Annotated in this window: 21 protein-coding genes and 3 pseudogenes; 18 read left to right on the top strand and 6 right to left on the bottom strand. The window is 34.3% G+C overall.

Translation table 11 applies throughout. From position 1 onward, the window contains the following. The first annotated feature begins 138 nt into the window (after positions 1–138). Complete coding sequence (locus ADJ83_RS17910; RefSeq protein WP_109768559.1) at positions 139–834, top strand: hypothetical protein; 696 nt, start codon at positions 139–141, stop codon at positions 832–834. A gap of 198 nt (positions 835–1,032) precedes the next feature. Here the strand turns inward: ADJ83_RS17910 and ADJ83_RS17905 are convergent, their stop codons facing one another. Further along, on the bottom strand, positions 1,033–2,178 hold the full coding sequence (locus ADJ83_RS17905) for a tyrosine-type recombinase/integrase (protein WP_031540525.1): 1,146 nt from the start codon (positions 2,176–2,178) through the stop codon (positions 1,033–1,035). A gap of 81 nt (positions 2,179–2,259) precedes the next feature. Continuing rightward, positions 2,260–3,192, bottom strand: coding sequence for a hypothetical protein (locus ADJ83_RS25905; protein ID WP_065429129.1), 933 nt, complete (start codon positions 3,190–3,192; stop codon positions 2,260–2,262). A 297-nt stretch (positions 3,193–3,489) separates the two neighbouring features. On the opposite strand from ADJ83_RS25905, the gene ADJ83_RS17895 reads away from it, so the two are divergent. The 4 genes from ADJ83_RS17895 (at position 3,490) to ADJ83_RS25735 (ending at position 7,791) form a co-directional block, all read left to right on the top strand. Beyond that, complete coding sequence (locus ADJ83_RS17895) at positions 3,490–3,762, top strand: hypothetical protein (RefSeq protein ID WP_031540527.1); 273 nt, start codon at positions 3,490–3,492, stop codon at positions 3,760–3,762. 300 nt (positions 3,763–4,062) lie between these two features. Then, a complete protein-coding gene (locus ADJ83_RS24465; RefSeq protein ID WP_051641038.1) occupies positions 4,063–6,771 on the top strand; it encodes a DUF927 domain-containing protein in 2,709 nt (902 codons plus the stop codon). 412 nt (positions 6,772–7,183) lie between these two features. Beyond that, positions 7,184–7,552 (top strand): hypothetical protein, encoded by a 369-nt coding sequence (locus ADJ83_RS17885; protein WP_031540529.1) that lies wholly within the window; start codon positions 7,184–7,186, stop codon positions 7,550–7,552. A gap of 101 nt (positions 7,553–7,653) precedes the next feature. Next, complete coding sequence (locus ADJ83_RS25735) at positions 7,654–7,791, top strand: hypothetical protein (RefSeq protein ID WP_155986811.1); 138 nt, start codon at positions 7,654–7,656, stop codon at positions 7,789–7,791. Positions 7,792–7,946: 155 nt separating this feature from the next. Here ADJ83_RS25735 and ADJ83_RS17880 read toward each other — a convergent pair whose 3' ends face one another. Genes ADJ83_RS17880 through ADJ83_RS17870 form a run of 3 tightly spaced genes read right to left on the bottom strand, consistent with a single transcriptional unit; the run spans position 7,947 to position 9,615 of the window. Next, entirely contained in the window at positions 7,947–8,177 is a 231-nt protein-coding gene (locus tag ADJ83_RS17880; protein ID WP_031540530.1) for a thioredoxin family protein, read from the bottom strand. A 48-nt stretch (positions 8,178–8,225) separates the two neighbouring features. After that, positions 8,226–9,233 carry a permease gene (locus tag ADJ83_RS17875; RefSeq protein WP_031540531.1) on the bottom strand — a complete coding sequence of 336 codons (1,008 nt, stop codon included), beginning with the start codon at positions 9,231–9,233 and terminating at the stop codon, positions 8,226–8,228. Between the two features lie 25 nt (positions 9,234–9,258). After that, on the bottom strand, positions 9,259–9,615 hold the full coding sequence (locus ADJ83_RS17870; RefSeq protein WP_042354773.1) for an ArsR/SmtB family transcription factor: 357 nt from the start codon (positions 9,613–9,615) through the stop codon (positions 9,259–9,261). Positions 9,616–9,806: 191 nt separating this feature from the next. Here ADJ83_RS17870 and merR1 point away from each other — a divergent pair. Both merR1 and ADJ83_RS17860 read left to right on the top strand, forming a co-directional pair. Continuing rightward, positions 9,807–10,201, top strand: a pseudogene (gene merR1 / locus ADJ83_RS17865) (mercury resistance transcriptional regulator MerR1). Positions 10,202–10,257: 56 nt separating this feature from the next. After that, on the top strand, positions 10,258–10,716 hold the full coding sequence (locus ADJ83_RS17860) for a putative iron-sulfur cluster-binding metallochaperone (protein ID WP_031540533.1): 459 nt from the start codon (positions 10,258–10,260) through the stop codon (positions 10,714–10,716). Positions 10,717–10,827: 111 nt separating this feature from the next. On the opposite strand, the gene ADJ83_RS17855 is transcribed toward ADJ83_RS17860, so the two are convergent. Continuing rightward, entirely contained in the window at positions 10,828–11,784 is a 957-nt protein-coding gene (locus ADJ83_RS17855; RefSeq protein ID WP_031540534.1) for an arsenic resistance protein, read from the bottom strand. 230 nt (positions 11,785–12,014) lie between these two features. Here ADJ83_RS17855 and ADJ83_RS17850 point away from each other — a divergent pair, with 230 nt between their 5' ends. The 11 genes and pseudogenes from ADJ83_RS17850 (at position 12,015) to ADJ83_RS17800 (ending at position 20,895) form a co-directional block, all read left to right on the top strand. Then, the gene (locus ADJ83_RS17850) at positions 12,015–12,359 is read left to right on the top strand and encodes an ArsR/SmtB family transcription factor (protein WP_031540535.1); all 345 of its coding nucleotides are present in this window, start codon (positions 12,015–12,017) and stop codon (positions 12,357–12,359) included. 14 nt (positions 12,360–12,373) lie between these two features. After that, positions 12,374–13,669: an arsenic transporter gene (locus ADJ83_RS17845; protein ID WP_081836750.1), complete on the top strand. Its 1,296-nt coding sequence runs from the start codon at positions 12,374–12,376 to the stop codon at positions 13,667–13,669. A 15-nt stretch (positions 13,670–13,684) separates the two neighbouring features. Next, the gene (arsC, locus tag ADJ83_RS17840) at positions 13,685–14,104 is read left to right on the top strand and encodes an arsenate reductase (thioredoxin) (RefSeq protein ID WP_031540537.1); all 420 of its coding nucleotides are present in this window, start codon (positions 13,685–13,687) and stop codon (positions 14,102–14,104) included. A gap of 96 nt (positions 14,105–14,200) precedes the next feature. Continuing rightward, positions 14,201–14,563 carry an arsenite efflux transporter metallochaperone ArsD gene (arsD, locus tag ADJ83_RS17835; protein WP_031540538.1) on the top strand — a complete coding sequence of 121 codons (363 nt, stop codon included), beginning with the start codon at positions 14,201–14,203 and terminating at the stop codon, positions 14,561–14,563. 24 nt (positions 14,564–14,587) lie between these two features. Further along, on the top strand, positions 14,588–16,351 hold the full coding sequence (arsA, locus tag ADJ83_RS17830) for an arsenical pump-driving ATPase (protein ID WP_031540539.1): 1,764 nt from the start codon (positions 14,588–14,590) through the stop codon (positions 16,349–16,351). Positions 16,352–16,369: 18 nt separating this feature from the next. Then, a pseudogene (gene trxB, locus ADJ83_RS17825) lies at positions 16,370–17,315 on the top strand (thioredoxin-disulfide reductase). A 13-nt stretch (positions 17,316–17,328) separates the two neighbouring features. Continuing rightward, on the top strand, positions 17,329–17,757 hold the full coding sequence (locus ADJ83_RS17820; RefSeq protein ID WP_031540540.1) for a protein-tyrosine phosphatase family protein: 429 nt from the start codon (positions 17,329–17,331) through the stop codon (positions 17,755–17,757). Between the two features lie 24 nt (positions 17,758–17,781). Then, positions 17,782–18,057, top strand: a complete 276-nt coding sequence (locus ADJ83_RS17815; protein ID WP_031540541.1) for an adhesin — start codon at positions 17,782–17,784, stop codon at positions 18,055–18,057. 276 nt (positions 18,058–18,333) lie between these two features. Further along, on the top strand, positions 18,334–18,909 hold the full coding sequence (locus tag ADJ83_RS17810; protein ID WP_031540542.1) for a recombinase family protein: 576 nt from the start codon (positions 18,334–18,336) through the stop codon (positions 18,907–18,909). Positions 18,910–18,954: 45 nt separating this feature from the next. Further along, a pseudogene (locus ADJ83_RS17805) lies at positions 18,955–19,368 on the top strand (type I restriction-modification system subunit M N-terminal domain-containing protein); the annotation flags it as partial. Positions 19,369–19,533: 165 nt separating this feature from the next. After that, positions 19,534–20,895: an IS4 family transposase gene (locus ADJ83_RS17800; RefSeq protein WP_048717268.1), complete on the top strand. Its 1,362-nt coding sequence runs from the start codon at positions 19,534–19,536 to the stop codon at positions 20,893–20,895. Position 20,896: the final 1 nt, after the last annotated feature.

The following is a 20,896-nucleotide window of genomic DNA, read 5'->3' as shown; positions in this document are numbered from 1 at the left end:
CATAAACAATTAATTAAGGGAGGGAGAAACGGGTAGATGTAGAATAGATTTACCTCTCCTGTATAAGCGATGAAATTAAACAGTGAAGTATTAAATGTACCGTCTCCTTTTTTAGAGTATATAGTAATGCGGATGTTTATGATGAAGTATTATGAAAAAGACCATTACTCCATTGCCTTCCAGTACCCTTTAAGCCATTTTGAAAGCAGTTATGTAATACCGGAATTTCAAATGCTTTTCGATAAAGTAAGATGGAAAAATAATGTTGTGACTCTAACTAATTTGCGTCAAGAAATATACGATCAAATAGTAACAAAAGTAAAACGCCGGGATATTCGTTCCTCTTATTTTGCGATAATAAATTATATAGAGAAACAGATGAAAGTCGAGGATCGAATGGATGTCTTTCCGACAATCCTAACTGGTGATCTCGTTTCGCCAGAATGGAGTCTAGGTGTTCAAAATGAGGGAGTTATAGAGTTATTCAAGAATCCAAGGGTTTTAGGTGAGAGGGAGAGCTATACTTGTGAAAAGAACAATATAGAATTTCAAAAGATAATATCTCAAGTAGTGCATGAATACTGGCTAGTGTATGAACAAAAACGGGATAAAACGGTTATTCAAATTAGTCTGCCAAACATTAAATACACAAGGGACTTAGAGATTAGAATAAAAGAATTGTTCTTTCCGTTTTTTCATCAAGTCCAAGTAGCGACATTTTTTTATGAGGAAGGACTTTATATTAATAATATCCTTGTGAGAAGGCCGCGAAAAAAAGAGAAGATTGATTGGGGAGCGCTGCTTTTCCCAATGGGAGAAGAAAGAGAGTTTTAATAAAAGCATCGAATAATAAATAATTCTTTTTAAGCATCTTCACTAAAATAGAAAATCCCTGATTCCATATGGAATCAGGGATTTTCTAAATATAACAATTCTATTAACGAGAGTAGAACTCAATAGTCCTACAAACCCTAGTGTTTTCAAGGCTTGAGGCGGTTATATTGAAAACCTCCCCCAAAACCTCCCCCAATATTAGAAATGTAATGCTTGGCTGAATGCAATAACTGATTCTTCTTCCATCTCTTTAAAGATGTGACCGTAAGTATCCCAAATCATTTGGGGTGTATTACCTAACCGATCAGCAATAACATTAACAGGTTGTTTCTGGCTAATCAAAATAGTTGCATGGGTATGACGTAATCCATGTGGAGTAATTCGTTTTAACTTCGTTTTTTTGATGATTCGGTCAAAACTATATTTTAATGTGTTTTCTCCGGTTGGAGTACCAGATTGATATGAGATAAAAACAAAGTCATCGTCTGAAATGTGTTTACCGAATGATAGCTTTGTCATCTTGCACCAAGTACGGTACAGTTTTAATTGGCTTACTAAAATATTATCAACTCTGATAGTCCGGTAACTATTTTTCGTTTTAGGAGTACGGGCCCCTTTTTTATCTCTAGTACGTTCAACGGTAATTTTATTATTTTCTAAGTCTATATTATTCCACTTTAACCCTAAAGCTTCACCTTTCCTCACACCTGTATATGCTAAAAGTAAGATGAGTGTGTAATTAGTAATATTCTCTAATTCCTTAGCAGCTTTAAGAAATTCATTCAATTCCTTAGCTGTGAGAAAGTTATCGTTTACCTCTTCAACTGGAATGGTTATTTTCTTGAAACGATTGCGTGGAATAATTTCATCATCCACTGCTGCGTTAATCGCAACCTTAAAGAGCCGATGAAATAATTGTACTGTACTAGGTTCATAATAATCCAAAAGTTTATTAATATATACTCGTTTATAGGTGGTCTTGTCTAATTCGGCTAACTTATATTTTCCAAGCATCGGCTTCATTTGATATTTAATAGCATTTTCTCGTTGCAATTGTGTTGTAATTTCCCAGTCATTTTTATGAGTTTCAAACCAAATATCCAGCCACTCTGAGACTGTTAAATTCGAATTCTCCACTTGCTTTACTTCACCATTGAGAATACTAGCCTTTACTTCAAGTAAGGCACGGTATGCAACTTTTTCGGACTTTAATCCCTGTTGAGACTTTTCTCTCCTTTTTCCGAGAGCATCATAATATCGATAACGGTATCCCCATAATTTTTCATTTTTAACATTAAAGTAATAGTATAAATCATTATCTTTTTTGGACTTGTATTTTTTCATGAATATCTTCCCTTTCAAACGTGGACAGACGCTTATGGGGGATTGATATTAAACGGCATCACCTCCTAAAATTTAATAATGTCATTCAAAACCATTTTCATTAACTTTTAGATTAATGGCTTTAATAGCATTTTCAATTATATTTATTATGTTTTCTGCGGTCTTTTTTTCTGTTTTAGCTAAAGGGTTAGCAGGTTGCTTCCTTAGTTTAATAATGTTCACTAAATCCGTATAAAATGATTCAGCAGTAATATCATAACCTAAATGTATTTTTAGATCAGACTCAAGCTTTTCTCTTAATGAAAGACCTTCAATGTATTCTGTAGCCCATTCAGGTTCAGCACCGTTTCTTATTATAGAGTTTGCTATTATTTGGTCTAATCTTAATTCAAGGGCATGAAAGGCTTCTGTATATACATTAAAGAATGTAACATCATCTAGTAGTTGGTCAGGAGTTTTATTTATAGTTTTCTTAGCATGATCTAGATAAGCCTCATATAGATTAATTTGAATAACTTTTCCCTTTTCTAATGGTGGTTCTTCTTTATATATTTCCTCATATTCCTCTTTTGATATAGGGTTTTGATTCTCTTTTTCTATGCCTTCAATAAAAGCTCCAAATAAATCGTAAAACTGCTTAAACTCTTCGGAATACATAATCTCTTTGGTAAGATTACTACCTTTATATTTACCCTCTAAAAATCCGGGGAATTTTTCTTCTACTTTTAATAGAGAAAACATTAATGGATTTTCTACTAAAGTAAAGAACCTTTTAACATCTTCTGGCGCCTTTTCAACAAATGAGGCCCACTGTAACTTTTTGGCATCTCCATCTGTGATTTCTGCAAGTGCCTGATTCAATTTATCACTTGCTGGAGGGGTTTTTCCATTTTGAAGTTTACTTAAATAAGGTTTTGTTGCTGCTATTCCTTGTTGTCTAAGTTTTAATGATATTTCATCTAAAGTTAATCTTGATTTTTTAATATAACATCTTAATAAATCTGCATAATTCATATCCCCACCTCTTTGATAATTATTATCTAATATTGATATAAAAATAGCAACTTTAAATGTTTGAAAAATTTCCGAGGGTTATTTTTTGCCTGATAAAACAAAGTGTTGTTATTATAAGTTTAACAAAAGTTTGATTTGTTTGTTTAATAATTAACGAATGCATTAAAAATCAATCAGAATGTTAAACAAACTATATTAACTTACGAATATGAAACAAATTAAGTCCATTTAAAGTTTTACGAGAAAATGGAGAAATAATTTGTTTTAACAAAAAAACAAAAAGCGGAGGAAGATTACATGCAAATGGCACAGATAAAAGTTGATGTTAATCAAGATGAGGTTAGAAATTATATTAATCAAAAACTAGAAGAGTCTATAGAAGAAGCGTTATTTATTTGGGATGTTGATCAAATGTCTAAACGAACATGTATGAGTAGATCAACCTTAGAAGTTGAGTTTTTACGTGATCCACGAATGAAATTATTGGAAAGAAGAAAAGAAAAAGGTAAGAGGTACTGGTTTTATGAAGAATCGAAACGTGTGATAAGAGAAATTATGAACGAATGGTAAAAAGAAGTATAGACAACTAGTTATAGAGGTAAATAGATAAATAAAAAAATAGTAGTGGACAGACGCTTAATCTATTTGCTAGTTTCAACCATTTATACTGAAAAATAAACTAAGTTTTTAACCGAATTTAATTAATTGTAATCAAGCAGAACAACAGATTATTACAAAGGTCGAATTCAATGCTCCAACATTGATTTTTAAAAATTAATACACTACCAATATATCAAAAGACCATAATTTTGATCTAGAAAATTTAAGTAGATTTTAACAATTAATACTGTACGAAATGATGGTGATATTATGAATGAAAGCCAAAGCATAAAACTAGCAAGTGATTTTTTTAATGCTTTATATGGCAAAATTAATAATGGTTTTCTTTCTTTGTGGACTTCTGAAAATAAAGAAACTAAATGGTATGAAGTTAAGGAAATAGAAACAGCTGCTTTTGATTCAACGATGTTAGCTAAGGAATATAACGTATATATTGGTGTGGGTTTACGAAAAGAACGACTTGGTAAGTATGAGAGAGGTAGAAACACGGATATTTTATATTTACCCGGTGTGTGGGTGGAAATTGATATAAAGGGTGGAAAACATGCAGCTAAGAACCTTCCAAATGAACAAGAAGCAAAAGTTATATTAGATACATTTCCTTTAGAGCCGTCTATTATGATTAATAGTGGTGGTGGATGGCATTGTTATTGGTTGTTTGATGAAGCAGTACGTATATTAACGGAAAATGATCGTGAAAGTGCTGATAGAATGCTGAAGAGATTTCAATCAGTATTCATTCGATTAGCAAAAGAAAAAGGACTTCACATTGATAATACAAGTGACTTAGCAAGGGTTTTGAGGGTTCCGGGTACATATAATCGTAAGGAACAACCGAAGTTAGTAAGCACCTTGAAAATGTCTGATCACCGCTATTCATTAATGGAATTGCGCAATGCAATCGAAGAATTGGAAATAAAAAACCCTTCAAATAACAATCATGGGATAAAAGATAGAAAGCCTCAACTGCCAGATGCAAAAGTTAAACCCATTATAGAAGGTTGTAATTTCATTCAATCTTACTTAGATAACAAAGAGAGTGCTACATATTCCGAATGGATGGCTGCACTTTCAATCGGCGCTTATTGTGAAAGTTATGAAAAGATTTGTCATGAATGGAGTGTGGGACATCCAAGTTACACAGAAAGTGAAACGAATCGAAAAATAACAGAAATTCGCTCAAAAATGAAACCAAGAACCTGCAGTTCAATTAACGAAGAGTTTGGTGTATGTAACGGTTGTAAATATTCTAATATCATTAACAGTCCTATCGCAATCGGAATGAAAAATAATATCGCTGATGCACATTCTTCCAATACAATGGTCCCATTACCTTATTTCATAGCTGGTAACAAGCTATTTAAGACTGTGACCAGAAAAGTAAAAGGGGTGGAAGTTGAAGAAGAGGTAATAGTTTCACGTATGGCTCCAAAGATAATAAAAGAGTTTTCAAATATCGAAAGAAACAGCGTTCATTATGAGATAACGTGGATGAATCGGGGGCAAGAAAAACATGAAATTGTACCGGCCAGTACTCTATCCACTAGAAAAGAACTACTAACATTAGCAGATAAAGGTTTTTCTGTAAACGATATAAATTACAAAGATTTGATTAACTATTTTGATAAGTATTTATCATTCAATGGGTTGGAACATTGCCATATGGTTGAGAGGTTAGGCCGTATTAAGAATAACTTTATTCATCCATTAGAGTCTTGTGGTGTGGAGATTGTACCTAACGACATTGGAGAACGCCAGTTACTTGAAGGGTTCGAAATAAAAGGGACTCCAGAAACTTGGAAAAATGAAGTATTGGATCGAATTAAGGCGTACCCCAAAGTGCTATTTATTGTTTTGGCTTCTTTTGCATCAGTTATTTTACACGATTTAGAAGTAAGTCCTTTTATTATAGACCTATCCGGGCCAACTTCACAGGGGAAGTCAACATCCTTACAGGTTGCTAGAAGTGTTTGGGGCAGTGAGAGCTTAATAAACGAATGGAATGCAACCAGAGTTTCCATAGAGCGTAAGGCTGGGTTCTTAAATAGTTTTCCTTTATTTATGGACGATACTCGAAAGGCTGATGAACGAATATTACAATCAGTTATTTATATGTTTAGCGGTGGTCGCTCTAAAGGTAGAGGAAGTCTAAAGGGATCACAAAGAGAAGCGACTTGGAACAATATTTTGATAAGTACTGGTGAAGTTTCCTTAGCGGATTACGCTGCAAAGGCGGGGGGTGCGGCGGCAAGGATTATCTCAATTGTAGATCAACCGTTTGTTAAAGTCGATCATCAATTTTTTTCGGATATATATAAGGCAATGAACGAAAATCATGGGGCTATTGGTGTTGAATTTATAAAATATTGGCGGGAGAAAAGGAACATTTTCATTCGCGAGTTTTATAAATTCAAAGAATTATATATGAAAAAATCGAAGGATAACGAAGTTTTAACAAGGTTAAGTCTATACTATGCATCTGTTCATTTTACAGGTTCAGTTTTAAATAAAGGTTTTAATTTTGATATAGATTTAAATACACTAGTCTGCCTTTTTGATGAAATAGCAAAGGAAAATCATGCACTGGATAAGCCTAAAGAGATACTTGAACAAATGTTATATGAGTTAGATAGTACAAGAAATGATATCTATTATGATAATCTACCTAATGATATAAAGGCCGTTTATCATCACAACACGATTTGCTTGATGCCAAGTTTCTTAAAGAAATTTCTTGGACCTGAAGAAAAAATGATTAGGCGTGAGTGGGCAAAGAGAGGGTATACCCAACAGTTTACACGAAATGAAAAAGTTGTTGATTATAAACAAATCAAGCATGGTAATAATAAATTCACTGCAGTTGTTTTGAATCCGTCTTGTATTAAGGAGTTAGGGTTTGATTTTACAATTGAAAATCCTTGCAGTACCCAAAGTACGCAAATGATTCAACAAAGTTAGATTCTGTGTACTGCAATAGATGTTGATAAATAAAGTATTTAAACATATTGGTACTCAAAGTACTCAAAGTACTCTAAATAATAATGTACATGTAATTCTCCGGAAAATGTTCTAATAAAATAATATTTTTTTATTTAGTAGAGTGATAATTAAATTAGAGTACTCTGGGTACTTTCTGTACTTTGACGAAGAAAGACTGTAACAAAAGGGTTTCATAATACTAAAATAATAAATGACTGTGTACTTTTGTGTACTCAATAGTGAATTTTAATTATTCCCAGAGAAAGTGTAATGGTAGTTTGTGGATAATTAATAGAATTGTAGCAAAGTCATTTTTATATAGAAGAAATGAATTGATATTTTTGTTGTCGGTAGTAGTTATCTTATTTTTGAATAAAGGAAGGGGAATAATATGTATTTTGCTAACGATGAACATTTAGAAAATTATAAATGGCTGATGCAATTATATGCTTTAAGCCACGGTAAAGATTTAGAGTATGAAGCAAATATTTATATCGCTTCATACCCCGAAGTATTTAAATGTTTTTGTAAGGATAATATTGATCTAAGCTGTGGTCCCCTTGCTGATATTTTTGACGATGAACGTGGTCATAATGCTGCTGCGTTGACAGGTTCAACCATAAGAATGGTTGATTTAGGAATGTCTCTTTATAATGATTATAAGGTTTCGGTAGCGGAAATCATTTGTGCTGTGAACGATGAAAAGTTAGTAGATGTATGTATTGAGGCTATACGTATTAGAGCAGGAAAGTATCGATAATGACTTTATAACAAGGAATATTAATAAAGCTTTTTATATAAAAAGTAAGCGAGATTTAGAGACACGTTTTGAAAACTTTATGATTAAGGAGTTGTTTTAAAATGATTGTTATTGTTGATAAAATTGGAACTGGTTCTGAATGTGATCCAATCAGACCAGACACAACTGCTTCTGATTGGCAAGTTGTTGAAGAGCTTGAGACAAAATTTGTTATTGAAATATTAGATGATAACGTCTGACTAACGGATTTCATTATAAGAGGGGGTTAATTATGCCTTGTGTAAGCTTAGCTCATTACAGAATCACAATTACTCCCCCAGACCATTTACTCATTAGAAGGATAAAAAAGGATCGGTTGTTTATTTTTACGAATAACCGATCCTTTTATTTAAATCTATTGTAGATACTTTTTTATTTCCTCAGATTTAGGCACTTTTCCTGAAACTATTAACTGTTCGTCAACAACGAGTGCAGGTGTACTCATAACCCCATATTTTGCAATTTCCTTAAAATCTGTTACTTTTTCAATAGCAGCATCTATACCAAGTTCTTCAATTGCTACTTCTACATTGTTTGCTAATCTTTTACAATTTGCACAACCGGGTCCTAATACTTTAATAATCAATTTAAGCATCTCCTTAACAATATAATATGGTGAAAAATATGGTAATCCCTATGAAAATAGGAAATCCAGCGAATTAAATGTGTAACCAATAATAATAATTCCTAAAGCACATATAGCGATAAAAGTAGCTAATAATTTTGGCTTCACTACTTTACTTAACATAATTAGAGAAGGCAGGGATAAAGCTGTAACGGCCATCATAAAAGAAAGGATGGTTCCTATTTCTACACCTTTTCCAAATAAAGCTTCTGCAATTGGTAAAGTTCCAAAAATATCAGCATAAATAGGTATGCCAACAAGGGTTGCAATTAAAACAGCAAATGGGTTGTTCTCTCCGATAACTGTTTCAATAACCGATTGTGGAATCCAATTATGAATCAATGCACCAATTCCAACACCAATAAGAATGGCGTACCAAACCTTTTTATAGATGGACTTTACCTGTTCAACAGAATAGTTGATTCTGTCCTTATAAGTTAACTCTTCTATTTGTCCATCTATGTTGCTGTGTCCTGATGTTACAAAGGATTCTACCTGATTTCCTAAATTCAATTTATCAATAAGTGTACCGCCAATTACGGCAAGGATTAAACCAACAATTACGTAAATGGCAGCGATTTTCACTCCGAAGAATGACGTTAATAAAAGAAAAGAAGCAAGGTCTACCATCGGTGAAGAAATTAAAAAAGAAAAAGTGACACCTAATGGTAAACCTGCAGATGTAAAACCGATAAAGATGGGTATACTGGAACAACTACAGAAGGGAGTAATCGTTCCAAGTAATGCACCGAGAATATTTCCTTTTATCCCTTTGATCCCGCCCAAAAGTTTTTTTGTCCTTTCAGGTGGAAAATAACTTTGGATATAGGATATGAAAAAGATTAAAACAGTCATTAAAATAAAAATTTTAATGGTGTCATAGATAAAAAAATGTATACTTCCTCCGAGTCTTTCTTCAATAGGAAGTTGAAAAACTCTTTGCACAAGCAATTTGACTAGATCAGAAAGCCATTCCATTTTGAGAAGCTGGTCATTCAGCCACGAAAATATCTCCATAATATTTTCCTTCTTTCTATTGTTCTTACCTTAAATAAGGAAGAACCTTTTCTCTTTGCAGACGATAGACGGTGAAACGTCCTTCTTTCCGAGACCTAATCACATTTCCTCTTTCTAGGAGTTTCAAATGATGTGAAACAGTAGAGGTTGGAATATCCAAACCAGATACTATTTCACACATACATAAGTCATCAATCGCTAACATCCCAATAATTCTTAATCGCGTCTCATCCCCCAACGCTTTGAAAAACTCTGCTTTTTCCATTCGTTTATCATTTTCTTTTAAAAATGGTAGTTCTTCTTCAGATTGATTTACAATGTTTTTTGTTTCTTGATTATCTTTTACAGTTGTTTTTGTTGAAAGTGGTATTTCCATATGCATATGTTTCAACCTCCTACTATAAGTATAAAACTAGTTTTATAGTTTTGTTGTTTTTTATTATTAACTTTTTGTGAACAATAATTAGGTTTATTGAAAAATAGCAGTTGGAAGTGGTCGATACTATAGTAAATAGAACTTCCCTTGACCCTGTACTATGGTACAGGGTTTATAATATATTTGAGGTGAGATAGATGCGATATCGTATTGGGGGACTAGCTGAAAAGTGTGGTGTTAACAAGGAGACTATTCGGTATTATGAGCGTTTAGGTTTAATTCCAGTGCCAAATCGTACCGAAAAAGGATACAGAATGTATTCTCCACAAACGGTTGATCGATTACATTTCATAAAACGGATGCAGGAATTGGGTTTTACCTTAAATGAAATTGACAAATTGCTAGGGGTTGTTGATCACAACGAAACAAAGTGCCGTGACATATATGATTTCACTGTTCTTAAATTAGGGGACATCCAGCGTAAAATTGAAGATCTAAAAAAAATGAACAAATGTTGATAGACCTTAAAGAAAGATGTCCTGAAAACAAAAATATTTACGAATGTCCTATTATCGAGGCTTTAATGAATTAAGAAAAGAAAACAGTAGAAAATTTACGAAATAATAAATTTTTAAAGGTAGAAGTATTATGGGGGATTGTTGTAGTAACGTCAAAGAAATAAAAGTTGAAAATAATGGTAGTTGTCCATCATGCAAAAATAAGGCTAAGAATGTAAAGTTAATTACACTAAAATCATTACTTAAACCATCTGCATTAGAAACATTAAATGCTAAAGAAAATCATTATTTTTGTTCAAATAAAGTCTGTGATGTAGTCTATTTTGATACGAATAATAAAAAGTACCTTGTATCTGACTTGAAGGTAGCTGTACATCAAAAAGATGAATCAGCAACTACACCAATTTGTTATTGTTTTGATTGGACAAAAGAAAAAATTAAACAATATGTGGAAAATGGACTTACTCCTAAACCAGTAGAACATATTCGCGAAAACATAAAAGAAAACCGATGTGGCTGTGAGGTAAACAATCCACAAGGTAGTTGTTGTTTAGGGAATGTTACAACTTATATAAAAAACATATCTTAATAAAAAGAGCTAGATATAAATTTTCACTGCTTTCGTTTTCAACAAATAAAACAAGATGCAGTAATAAAACATAAAGCACACATCTATTTAAAATGATATGTGCTTTTATGATTATGATGTTTGTTTATCTTTGGAAATAAATAGTAAAAGCTGAGTAACAATAGCAAGAATAGGCAACTCTAACAGAGGACCAATAACGAGTGTTAAAGCAATTAAAGGTTGGTCTGGGAATGCAGTCATGGCAATTGCTAAAGCGATTGGAGAATTTCTTGCTAGAGTAGTTAAACCCAGACTTGCTCTGTCCTTGTATGGAAACTTCATAAGCTGTCCAACCTTTTGGCCAACAACAAAATTAATGATGAAAAATAAAAGGATCGGAATGGTGATTTGCCACATTAAATCTAGGTTATCAAGCAATAGTTGTCCTTGCGAAGCAAACATCGCAACGATAGCAAGACTAAGAAAAATAATAGGTAACACGCTGAGGTTAGAGATAAGGTTGTCTCTTAACTGTTGTTTGTTTCTCAAGACCATTTTTGTTAGAAAAGCTAAAACTAAAGGTAAGAATAGAGCAATTAAAATACTATCCATCAGAAATGAAAATTCTATAACCCCTGTTGTTCCCCCAAAAATAAGAAGATAAATAGGCAACAAAATGACCTGTAAGATTAAGTTTAGAGGTAAGATAGCTGTTGATAATGCAACATTTCCTTTTGCGATCCCTGTGAAGATTAAGTACCAATCAGTACATGGTGTAACCATCAGCATAATGAATCCAATATATAATGCTGGATTGTCACCTAAAAAACCTAATGCTAGTAGCCATGCTAAAATAGGTGTCCAAACAAAGTTTATAATGATTGAAGTATATGTAAACTTAATGTTTTTAAAAGCTATCCATATTTCTTCAATAGGAATTTGTAAGAAAGTAATATACAACATAGCTACTAGTATAGGGACAATAAAACTTTCCGCATTAGCTCGTATTAGTTCTACTTGTCCTATGCTTAAACCAATAATTACAGCTAAAAAAATAATAAAAGTATATAACTTTTCGATTAAATTCATTGTAATCTCCTAACAATAATAAATAAAATACAATCGTTACTTTATCATAAATTGATGCGTATAAGAATTAATTGTTTTGATATTACAAAGGTTTTTGTTTTCATTTTTTCTTAATAAATTAATAAAAAAACAGTTGCAAAACATATATAAGTGAAATATTATATAAGTAAATTATTATATAAGCGAATTGTTATTTGTTTATATTTAGGTCAATGTGGGAGGTGTACATCTTGCAATTAGCCACGGTAGAGATTGAAAAAGTTGCAGCTATCTTAAAGCTCTTAGGTGATAAGACAAGATTAACGATGGTAAAAATGCTGGCCACGAATGATTATTGTGTTTGCGAATTTGTTGAAATTTTTAAAGTGAGCCAACCTGCTATTAGTCAGCATGTTCGTAAATTGAAGGATCTTGGAATTGTTACGGAAACTAGAAAAGGGCAATGGATTATTTACTCATTGAATAAAGATAGTGACTATTATCCATTAATCACAGATTTACTGCAACGTCTTCCCAATCAAGATTATAAACTACAGGAATTAGAGGAACAGGGGTTACGTATCTCGTGTGACTAATGGAGGTAAGGAATTTGATAACTGCAATATTAGCATCAGTCATTTTTTTGGCAACACTCATTTTAGTTATTTGGCAGCCTAAAGGATTGAATATCGGTTGGTCTGCCTGTGGTGGAGCCATCCTAGCTTTACTAGTGGGTGTAGTCGGTTTTAACGATGTGTTCGAAGTTATCGGCATTACTTGGAACGCAACATTATCTTTTGTCGCTATTATCATTATTTCATTAATCTTAGATGAGATTGGATTATTTGAATGGGCCGCACTGCATATGGCAAGAGCTGCTAAAGGTAATGGAGTAAAAATGTTTGTCTATGTCAGTATTTTAGGAGCGATTGTTGCTGCATTATTTGCTAATGATGGCGCTGCCTTAATCCTGACACCGATTGTCCTAGCGATGGTGCGTAATTTGAATTTTAAAGAAAAACTAGTGTTTCCTTTTATTATGGCAAGTGGATTTATCGCAGATACAACTTCATTGCCATTTGTTGTCAGTAACTTAGTTAACATTGTATCTGCCGATTTCTTTGGAATTGGGTTCGTAGAATATGCTTTTAGGATGGTTATACCGAACTTATTCTCATTGCTTGCAACGATTACGGTGTTATTAGTGTATTTTAGAAAAAACATTTCAAAAACGTATGATTTATCTAAATTAAGACAACCGATAGATGCCATTAAAGATCCAAAAATGTTTCGTCTCTCATGGGTTGTTTTGGGGATATTACTAATTGGATACTTTTCAAGTGAATTCATTAATATTCCTGTTTCAATTGTGGCAGGGATAATTGCTATTGTCTTTTTATTGGTGGCTCGAAGGAGTAAAGTCGTTAATACAAAAGCAGTTATTAAAGGCGCTCCGTGGAATATCGTGTTTTTCTCAATTGGAATGTACATTGTTGTATATGGTCTAGGAAATGCATGGCTAACCAATTCATTAGCTAGTGTTATTCAGGCAACTGCCGAGCAAGGGTTATTTGTTGCGACGATAGGAATGGGCTTTATTGCAGCTTTCCTATCATCCATCATGAATAATATGCCAACGGTTATGATTGATGCATTAGCCATTGCTGAAACCAATACTTCAGGTGTTATCCGAGAGGCGCTGATTTATGCGAATATCATTGGATCTGATTTAGGTCCAAAGATTACACCAATTGGTTCTCTTGCAACTTTAGTGTGGCTCCATGTTCTATCTCAAAAAGGGGTTAAAATTTCATGGGGAACTTATTTCAAGACGGGTATTGTTTTAACAATCCCAATCTTATTTATCACTTTACTAGGTCTGTTTTTAACTTTATTAATTATCTAAAAGGAGAATGATATTATGTCTAAAAAAACAATTTATTTCTTATGTACAGGTAATTCATGCCGTAGCCAGATGGCAGAAGGATGGGCTAAAAAGCATCTCAGTGATGAATGGGAAGTAAAAAGTGCCGGAATTGAAGCACATGGATTAAATCCAAATGCTGTTAAAGCCATGAGTGAAGTAGGTATTGACATTTCAAATCAAACTTCAGACATTATAGATCCTGAAATTCTAAATAATGCGGACTTTGTTGTAACTTTATGTGGAGATGCTGCGGATAAATGTCCGATGACACCACCACACGTAAAACGTGATCATTGGGGCTTTGATGATCCCGCAAAAGCAGAAGGTACAGAGGAAGAAAAGTGGGCTGTATTCCAACGTGTTCGTGATGAAATTGGTGAAAGAATCCAACGCTTTGCGGAAACGGGAGAATAAGCAGACAATAGAATAACCAAGAGGATTTCCTCTTGGTTTTCTTTAAATAAACAAATAAGTAAATGCTTATTTAATAATATATTGGGAGGCTTTTACATGAATAAAGTTGAGATTTTTGATCCTGCAATGTGTTGTTCCACGGGAGTATGTGGACCAAGTGTTGATCCAGAGTTAACTAGAGTAGCGTCTGCTGTTTATTCATTAGAGTCAAAGGGCTTTAATATTAAACGATACCAACTAACAAGTGATCCTGATAAGTTTGCGGAAAATGAAGAAATAAACCGTGTATTTATAGAAAAAGGACCGAATGCCTTACCAGTGGTTTTAGTTAATGACAAGTTAGTAAAAGTGGGAAGCTACCCTACAAATGAAGAATTTGCAGAATGGTTTGGAGTAAAACCAGAAGAATTATATGAAAAACCAAAATCACGAATTTCGTTTAATTTAAATCAACTATAATCCATTCGAAAGAAGGCAAAAGATATGTATCCATTATTTAGTCCGAATCATGTTGATACTCAATTTTTATTTTTAACAGGAAAAGGCGGAGTAGGAAAAACATCGACAGCTTGTGCAACAGCAGTAGCATTGGCGGATAGTGGAAAAAGTGTATTGTTAATAAGTACAGATCCTGCTTCTAATCTGCAAGATGTATTTGGAATCGAACTTACAAGCACCCCAAAAGCAGTGCCAGCCGTTGAAAATTTATTTGCAAGCAATATTGACCCAGAAGCATCCGCAAAAGCTTACCGTGAAAGTGTGGTTGGTCCATATCGTGATAAATTTCCAGAAGCAGTAGTGGCTACGATGGAAGAACAATTGTCAGGTGCTTGTACGGTTGAAATTGCTGCATTTGATGAGTTTACGGGTTTTCTTACAAATAGTGAAATTACAGATCAATATGACCATATTATTTTTGATACAGCGCCAACTGGTCATACGTTACGCCTTTTACAACTCCCAACAGCTTGGAATGGATTTTTAGAAGAAAGTACGCATGGCGCATCCTGTTTAGGCCCTTTATCTGGGTTAGCAGATAAAAAGAGTCTTTATTCAAACGCAGTATCTGCCCTTTCTAACCCTTCTAAAACGACGCTTATATTGGTAACCAGACCAGATGTTTCATCTCTTTTAGAAGCAGATCGTGCTTCAAAGGAACTGAAAGAAATTGGAATTAAAAACCAAATGCTCATTATAAATGGCCTTCTTCAAAATCACAATGAGAACGATGAAATCTCATCTGCTTTTTATCATCGACAAAGAGATGCGTTAAAACAAATTCCGGATAATTTACATGAGACTATTACGTACTCGTTACCGTATGTTTCCTATTCTTTAACAGGTGTAGAAAACCTTCGAAACTTGTTTAAACCATCCAAAGTTTTAGCAACTTTGAATGAAGAAATTCCATCCGTAAATCTTCCGGGATTACAAGCTGTCATTGATGACTTTTCAGTAAAAGGTACAAAGTTGATTTTTACAATGGGTAAAGGTGGTGTTGGAAAAACAACTGTTGCATCAGCTATCGCAGTTGGCTTAGTTGAAAAAGGACATCAGGTCCATTTAACCACTACAGATCCGGCAGCACATTTGGACTATCAATTCCAAAGTGGTCATCTAAATCAAAACCTAACCATTAGCAGCATTAGTCCGAAAAAAGAGGTTGAAAAGTACAAAGCTGAAGTGCTTTCGAAATCGAGTAAGGATTTAGATGAAGCTGGACTTGCTTATTTAAGAGAAGATTTAGAATCACCATGTACAGAAGAAATTGCCGTTTTCCAAGCCTTTGCAGAAGTTGTAGCTAAATCGGAAAATGAGATTGTCGTCATTGATACAGCACCCACAGGGCATACCTTACTATTATTAGATGCCTCAGAGTCTTATAGTAAAGAAATCGAAAGGTCAACAGGAGAAGTGCCAGAAAGTGCAAGAAAACTGTTGCCACAAATTCGAAATCCAAAAGAAACATCTGTAGTGATTGTCACACTGGCAGAAGCGACACCTGTTTTAGAAGCATCTAGATTACAAGACGATTTAAGACGGGCAAGTATAAATCCAAAATGGTGGGTCATTAATCAAAGTTTATCTGCCACTAATACAAACGATCCTATTTTAAAAGGGAAAGCATTGGCAGAAAAAGAATGGATTCAAGAAGTGAGGGATAACAAGTCTGAAAAGTGTGCCGTTATTCCGTGGTTACCAGAAGAAAAAATTGGGTACAACAAGCTAAAAGATTATATTCATTAATCAGTGGGGGAATCGAGTATGGAAAAAGTGGTGATTTTAGGAACAGGTCCAGCAGGGTTAACAGCTGCTATTTATCTTGCAAGAGCAAATATGAAACCAGTTGTGATTGAAGGTGATCAACCGGGCGGACAGTTGACTCTTACAACAGAGGTTGAAAACTTTCCGGGTTTTCCTAACGGAATCATGGGACCAGAATTAATGGAGAATATGAGAAAGCAAGCAGAGCGTTTTGGGGCTGAATTTAAAAGAGGCTGGGTTACAAATATAGATTTATCAAAGAAACCATTTTGCTTAGATGTTAACGGTATTGGTGAAATTGAAACGGAATCACTTATCCTTTCAACAGGTGCTTCCGCAAAACTTTTAAATATACCGGGAGAGAGAGAACATAGGTCGCGGAGTTAGTACATGTGCCACTTGTGATGGGTTTTTCTTTCGCGGTAAAAAAGTGATTATCGTTGGCGGTGGGGATTCTGCTATGGAAGAAGCGAATTTTCTAACAAAGTTTGCAAGTGAAGTCATCATTGTCCATAGAAGAGATGAACTCCGAGCTTCAAAAATTATGCAGGATCGTGCGAGAGAAAATGCAAAAATATCTTGGAAACTTAATAAAACACCACTAGAAGTAATGGCAGGAGAAAATGGTGTTACAGGGTTAAAAGTGAAAAATAATGAGACCAATGAAGAAGAGATTATTGAAACGGATGGGATTTTTGTCGCTATCGGACATAAACCAAATACATCATTTTTGAATGGTCAGATAGATACAGATGAAACAGGGTATATCAATGTTGTACCCGGTACTACTGAAACCAATGTTCCGGGGGTATTTGCTTGTGGGGATGTACAAGACAAAAAATACCGTCAAGCGATTACTGCCGCCGGTACGGGATGTATGGCAGCACTAGATGCGGAAAGATATTTAGAAGGAAATGCAGTTCATGATTGGAGTAAATCATCATAGCAGGAGGGAAAACATGACAACAAAGAATTATCAAGAATTAGTAAAGGAACGTATTTACATCGGTGGTGCAGATGATGTAGAAGATATGATGAAAAATGAAAAAGTAGATGTCATCTTTGATTTAAGAGCAGAATCTCCAAAGGCTAGCTCTAATTATAATCGTATACACAGCCCTATTGTGGACGATGCTGAACGCCAAGATGAATCTGTTAAGAAATCCATTGAACAGGTTGTGAATGCGTATAATGAAGGGAAAAACGTTTATTTCCACTGTCAAGGTGGGAGTAACCGTACAGGTACTGTTGCAATCGGTACATTATTGGCTTTGGGAAATGCAAGTACAATCGAAGAAGCAGAAGAGATGGCTAAGAACGTACGGCCAAAAATTAGTGTGAAACCAGAGATGAAAGAGACACTGAGAAGAATTTATCCAAATGCATAGTAAATATAAAGGGAGAGAAATAAAATGAAAATTACAGATGGGGCTAAACAACTGTTAGAGAACTTTTTACAAGAAAAAGGAGCAGAAGGAATTCGTCTTTCTACTGTTGCGGGATGTTGTGGCCCGCAATTTACGATCACCTTAGATCCACCGATAGAATCGGATAAGATCGAAACGATTAATGGAATTAAAGTAGCCTTCGATTCAAAAGTTACGGGTACTGAAGAATTAACATTAGATATAGAGGAAAATCAAAATGGTGCTGGATTAGTTTTAATCGGTGCTAGCAGCTGTTGTTAAAGGAAAAAATTAGAGTGGCAAAATAATAATAGTCGAAGCTGTCATTAGGCAGCTTTTTTTTGTTGTAATTACAGTTTCAGTACCTCGTCATTTTACGACGAGGTACTTCTCTATATAAATAAAGTGACAATTTCATGGATAAGTTCAAGTTGAAAGATTGTCAAAACTTCAAAGTATTGAACATGATACCATAGTACTATAAAATAGGGGTATCAAGCTTAATCAATACTTATGTTCATAAATATATCTCAAATTTTAATGAAAAGGGGTGGTTATTTGAAATATGGGTATGCAAGAGTAAGTACGATGCATCAGGATTTACAGGTTCAACTGAAACAGTTAGAGAATGAAAACTGTGACAAAATATACTCAGAAAAATATTCAGGGACAAACAAAAAGCGACCTGAATTTCAGAAGTTGATTGATATGTTACAAGAAGGAGATACGTTGGTTGTTACAAAACTAGACCGTTTTGCTCGGAGTACACAAGATGCTCTTGAAATCATTAAAGATTTATTTGAACGGAATATTAAAGTTCATGTATTGAATATGGGAGTTATCGAAAATACACCCACTGGAAGGTTAATTTTCACGATTTTCTCAGCGTTTGCAGAGTTTGAACGAGATATGATTGTAGAACGAACTCAAGAAGGGAAAATGTTGGCAAAGCAGAATCCTGACTTCCGAGAGGGGAGGCCAAAAAAATTTTCAAGGCAGCAAATTAATCATGCATTATCATTACTAGATAATCATTCGTATAAACAAGTGGAAGATATGACTGGGATTTCGGTATCTACGCTTGTTAGGGCTAAAAAGAAAAATAAAGCCGAGCAAATCAGAACAAAGATATAATAAATAATAGAAGCATAATGGATTATATATATGGAGGATAAATCAATGAATGAAGAATTAAGACATATTCAAACAGGCACAAATATACAGGAAAAAGCAAATTTAATCTGGAGCATTGCTGATGCTCTAAGAGGCTTATACAAGCCACATGAGTATGGCGAAGTGATTTTACCAATGACAGTAATTAAACGCTTTCATGACACTTTATTACCTACGAGGGATAAAGTTTTGGAGACATATGAAAAGGTGAAACACTTAGAAGTAAAAGGTGGATTTTTACAAAAAGCATCTGGTTATGTTTTTTATAATATCAGCAATTATACATTTGAAAATTTATTATCGGATCCGAACAATATTGAAGAAAATTTCCTTGCTTACTTACATGGGTTTTCCGAAAACGTACAGGATGTTTTGAAGAACTTTGACTTTGAAAGAGAAATCACAAAATTAGCTAATAACTCAACTTTCGCACCAAAAAAATAAGTGCAAATCGTTAGTTGTATTGCGTCTATGGTCTATTAAATATGTTGCTTGACAGTGTTTAATAAAATGAAATAACACCTCATTCTTTGGTATAGTGTAATTGTAGAGAAAACACTACCATACAGAAGAGGTGCTCCCTATATGATAGACCAAAATAGCCAAAACAATCAACTACCAAAAGAACTTAATTCGGTTTTTTCTGAGCTTGAAATGAATAAACACCTGCGCCAAGCAGGAATTAAAAAATCCTTCGGTTTCAGCTGTTCCTACTTATTTCAGCTTGTTTTCTGTTTGATTTTCCAGCACAAAAATTGGTTTTCACTTCTTGATTCAAAGAAAGCCGATCAGTTTCCAGCCAAAGATGCCGTCTATCGCTTTTTAAACCAATCAACTTTTAATTGGCGCCGTTTCTTACTACTGTTGAGCATTTTTACTATTCAAAAGGTGACTCGCCTTACGAATAAAGAGCGTCCAAAAGTACTGATTATCGATGATTCTGCGTATGACCGAAATCGTAGTAAAAAGGTAGAGCTTCTCGCTCGTTGTTTTGATCATGCTTCCCTGAAAATGCGTTTCTTTAAGGGGTTTCGTATGCTCACTTTGGGCTGGTCAGATGGCTATACATTTATGCCAATTGACTTTTCTTTAGTCAGTTCAAAAAAGTCTCAAATCAATGGTATCTCTGAAAAAATTGATAAACGTACTTGTGGATACAAGCGTCGAGAAAATGCATTACAAACTGAGCCTGAACAAGTTCCTGACATGATTAAACGTGCATTAGCCAATGGGATAGATGCAAGTTATGTCCTTATGGATTCTTGGTTTACATTGCCACCACTTGTAAAGTCTATTGTGGATCAAGGATTAGACGTAATTGGTATGGTCAAAGAAACAAAACAACGTTATAACGTAAACGGGGAGATGGTTTCTTTAAAGCAACTATACCGCCTAGCTGGACCCATTCAATCCAAGAAAGGAATTCTTCGTTCCATCCATACGATCATGGCTAATGGAACACCAATTAAAGTGGTATTCATTCAAAACAGAAATAAGAAAAGCGACTGGCTTGCCATCCTCAGCACAGACTGCACTCTTTCAGAACAGGAGATCGTCCGAATCTATGGAATGCGCTGGGATATCGAGGTATTCTTTAAGGCGGCCAAATCTCTTTTGAAACTTGAAAAAGAATTCCAAAGCCGTTCATATGACGCGCTTATTTGCCATACAACGATTGTGTTTTCTCGTTTTATCGTTCTGTCGTGGCAGAATCGCTGTAATACCGATCAACGCACAATAGGTGGTCTGTTTTACGAATTATGCGATGAAGTAAATGAACTTGATTGGGCTGTCGCATTACAGCAATTGATCGAGCTTCTTCAAGATGCACTTAAACAAACGAATAAGAAAATCAAAAAAATAATTCAAAGTCAACTTGAACAGTGGATCGCTGGCCTTCCTAATTATATCAAGGCTTATTTGCCGATATCACTCTGCGAAAGTTGAG

Origin of the sequence: Bacillus sp. 522_BSPC (genome assembly GCF_001076885.1) — a bacterium.
In the GTDB taxonomy this organism is placed as follows: Bacteria; Bacillota; Bacilli; order Bacillales; family Cytobacillaceae; genus Niallia; species Niallia hominis.
The sequence above is the reverse complement of the archived record's forward strand: the minus strand, read 5'-3'. Positions and strand labels throughout refer to the sequence as shown.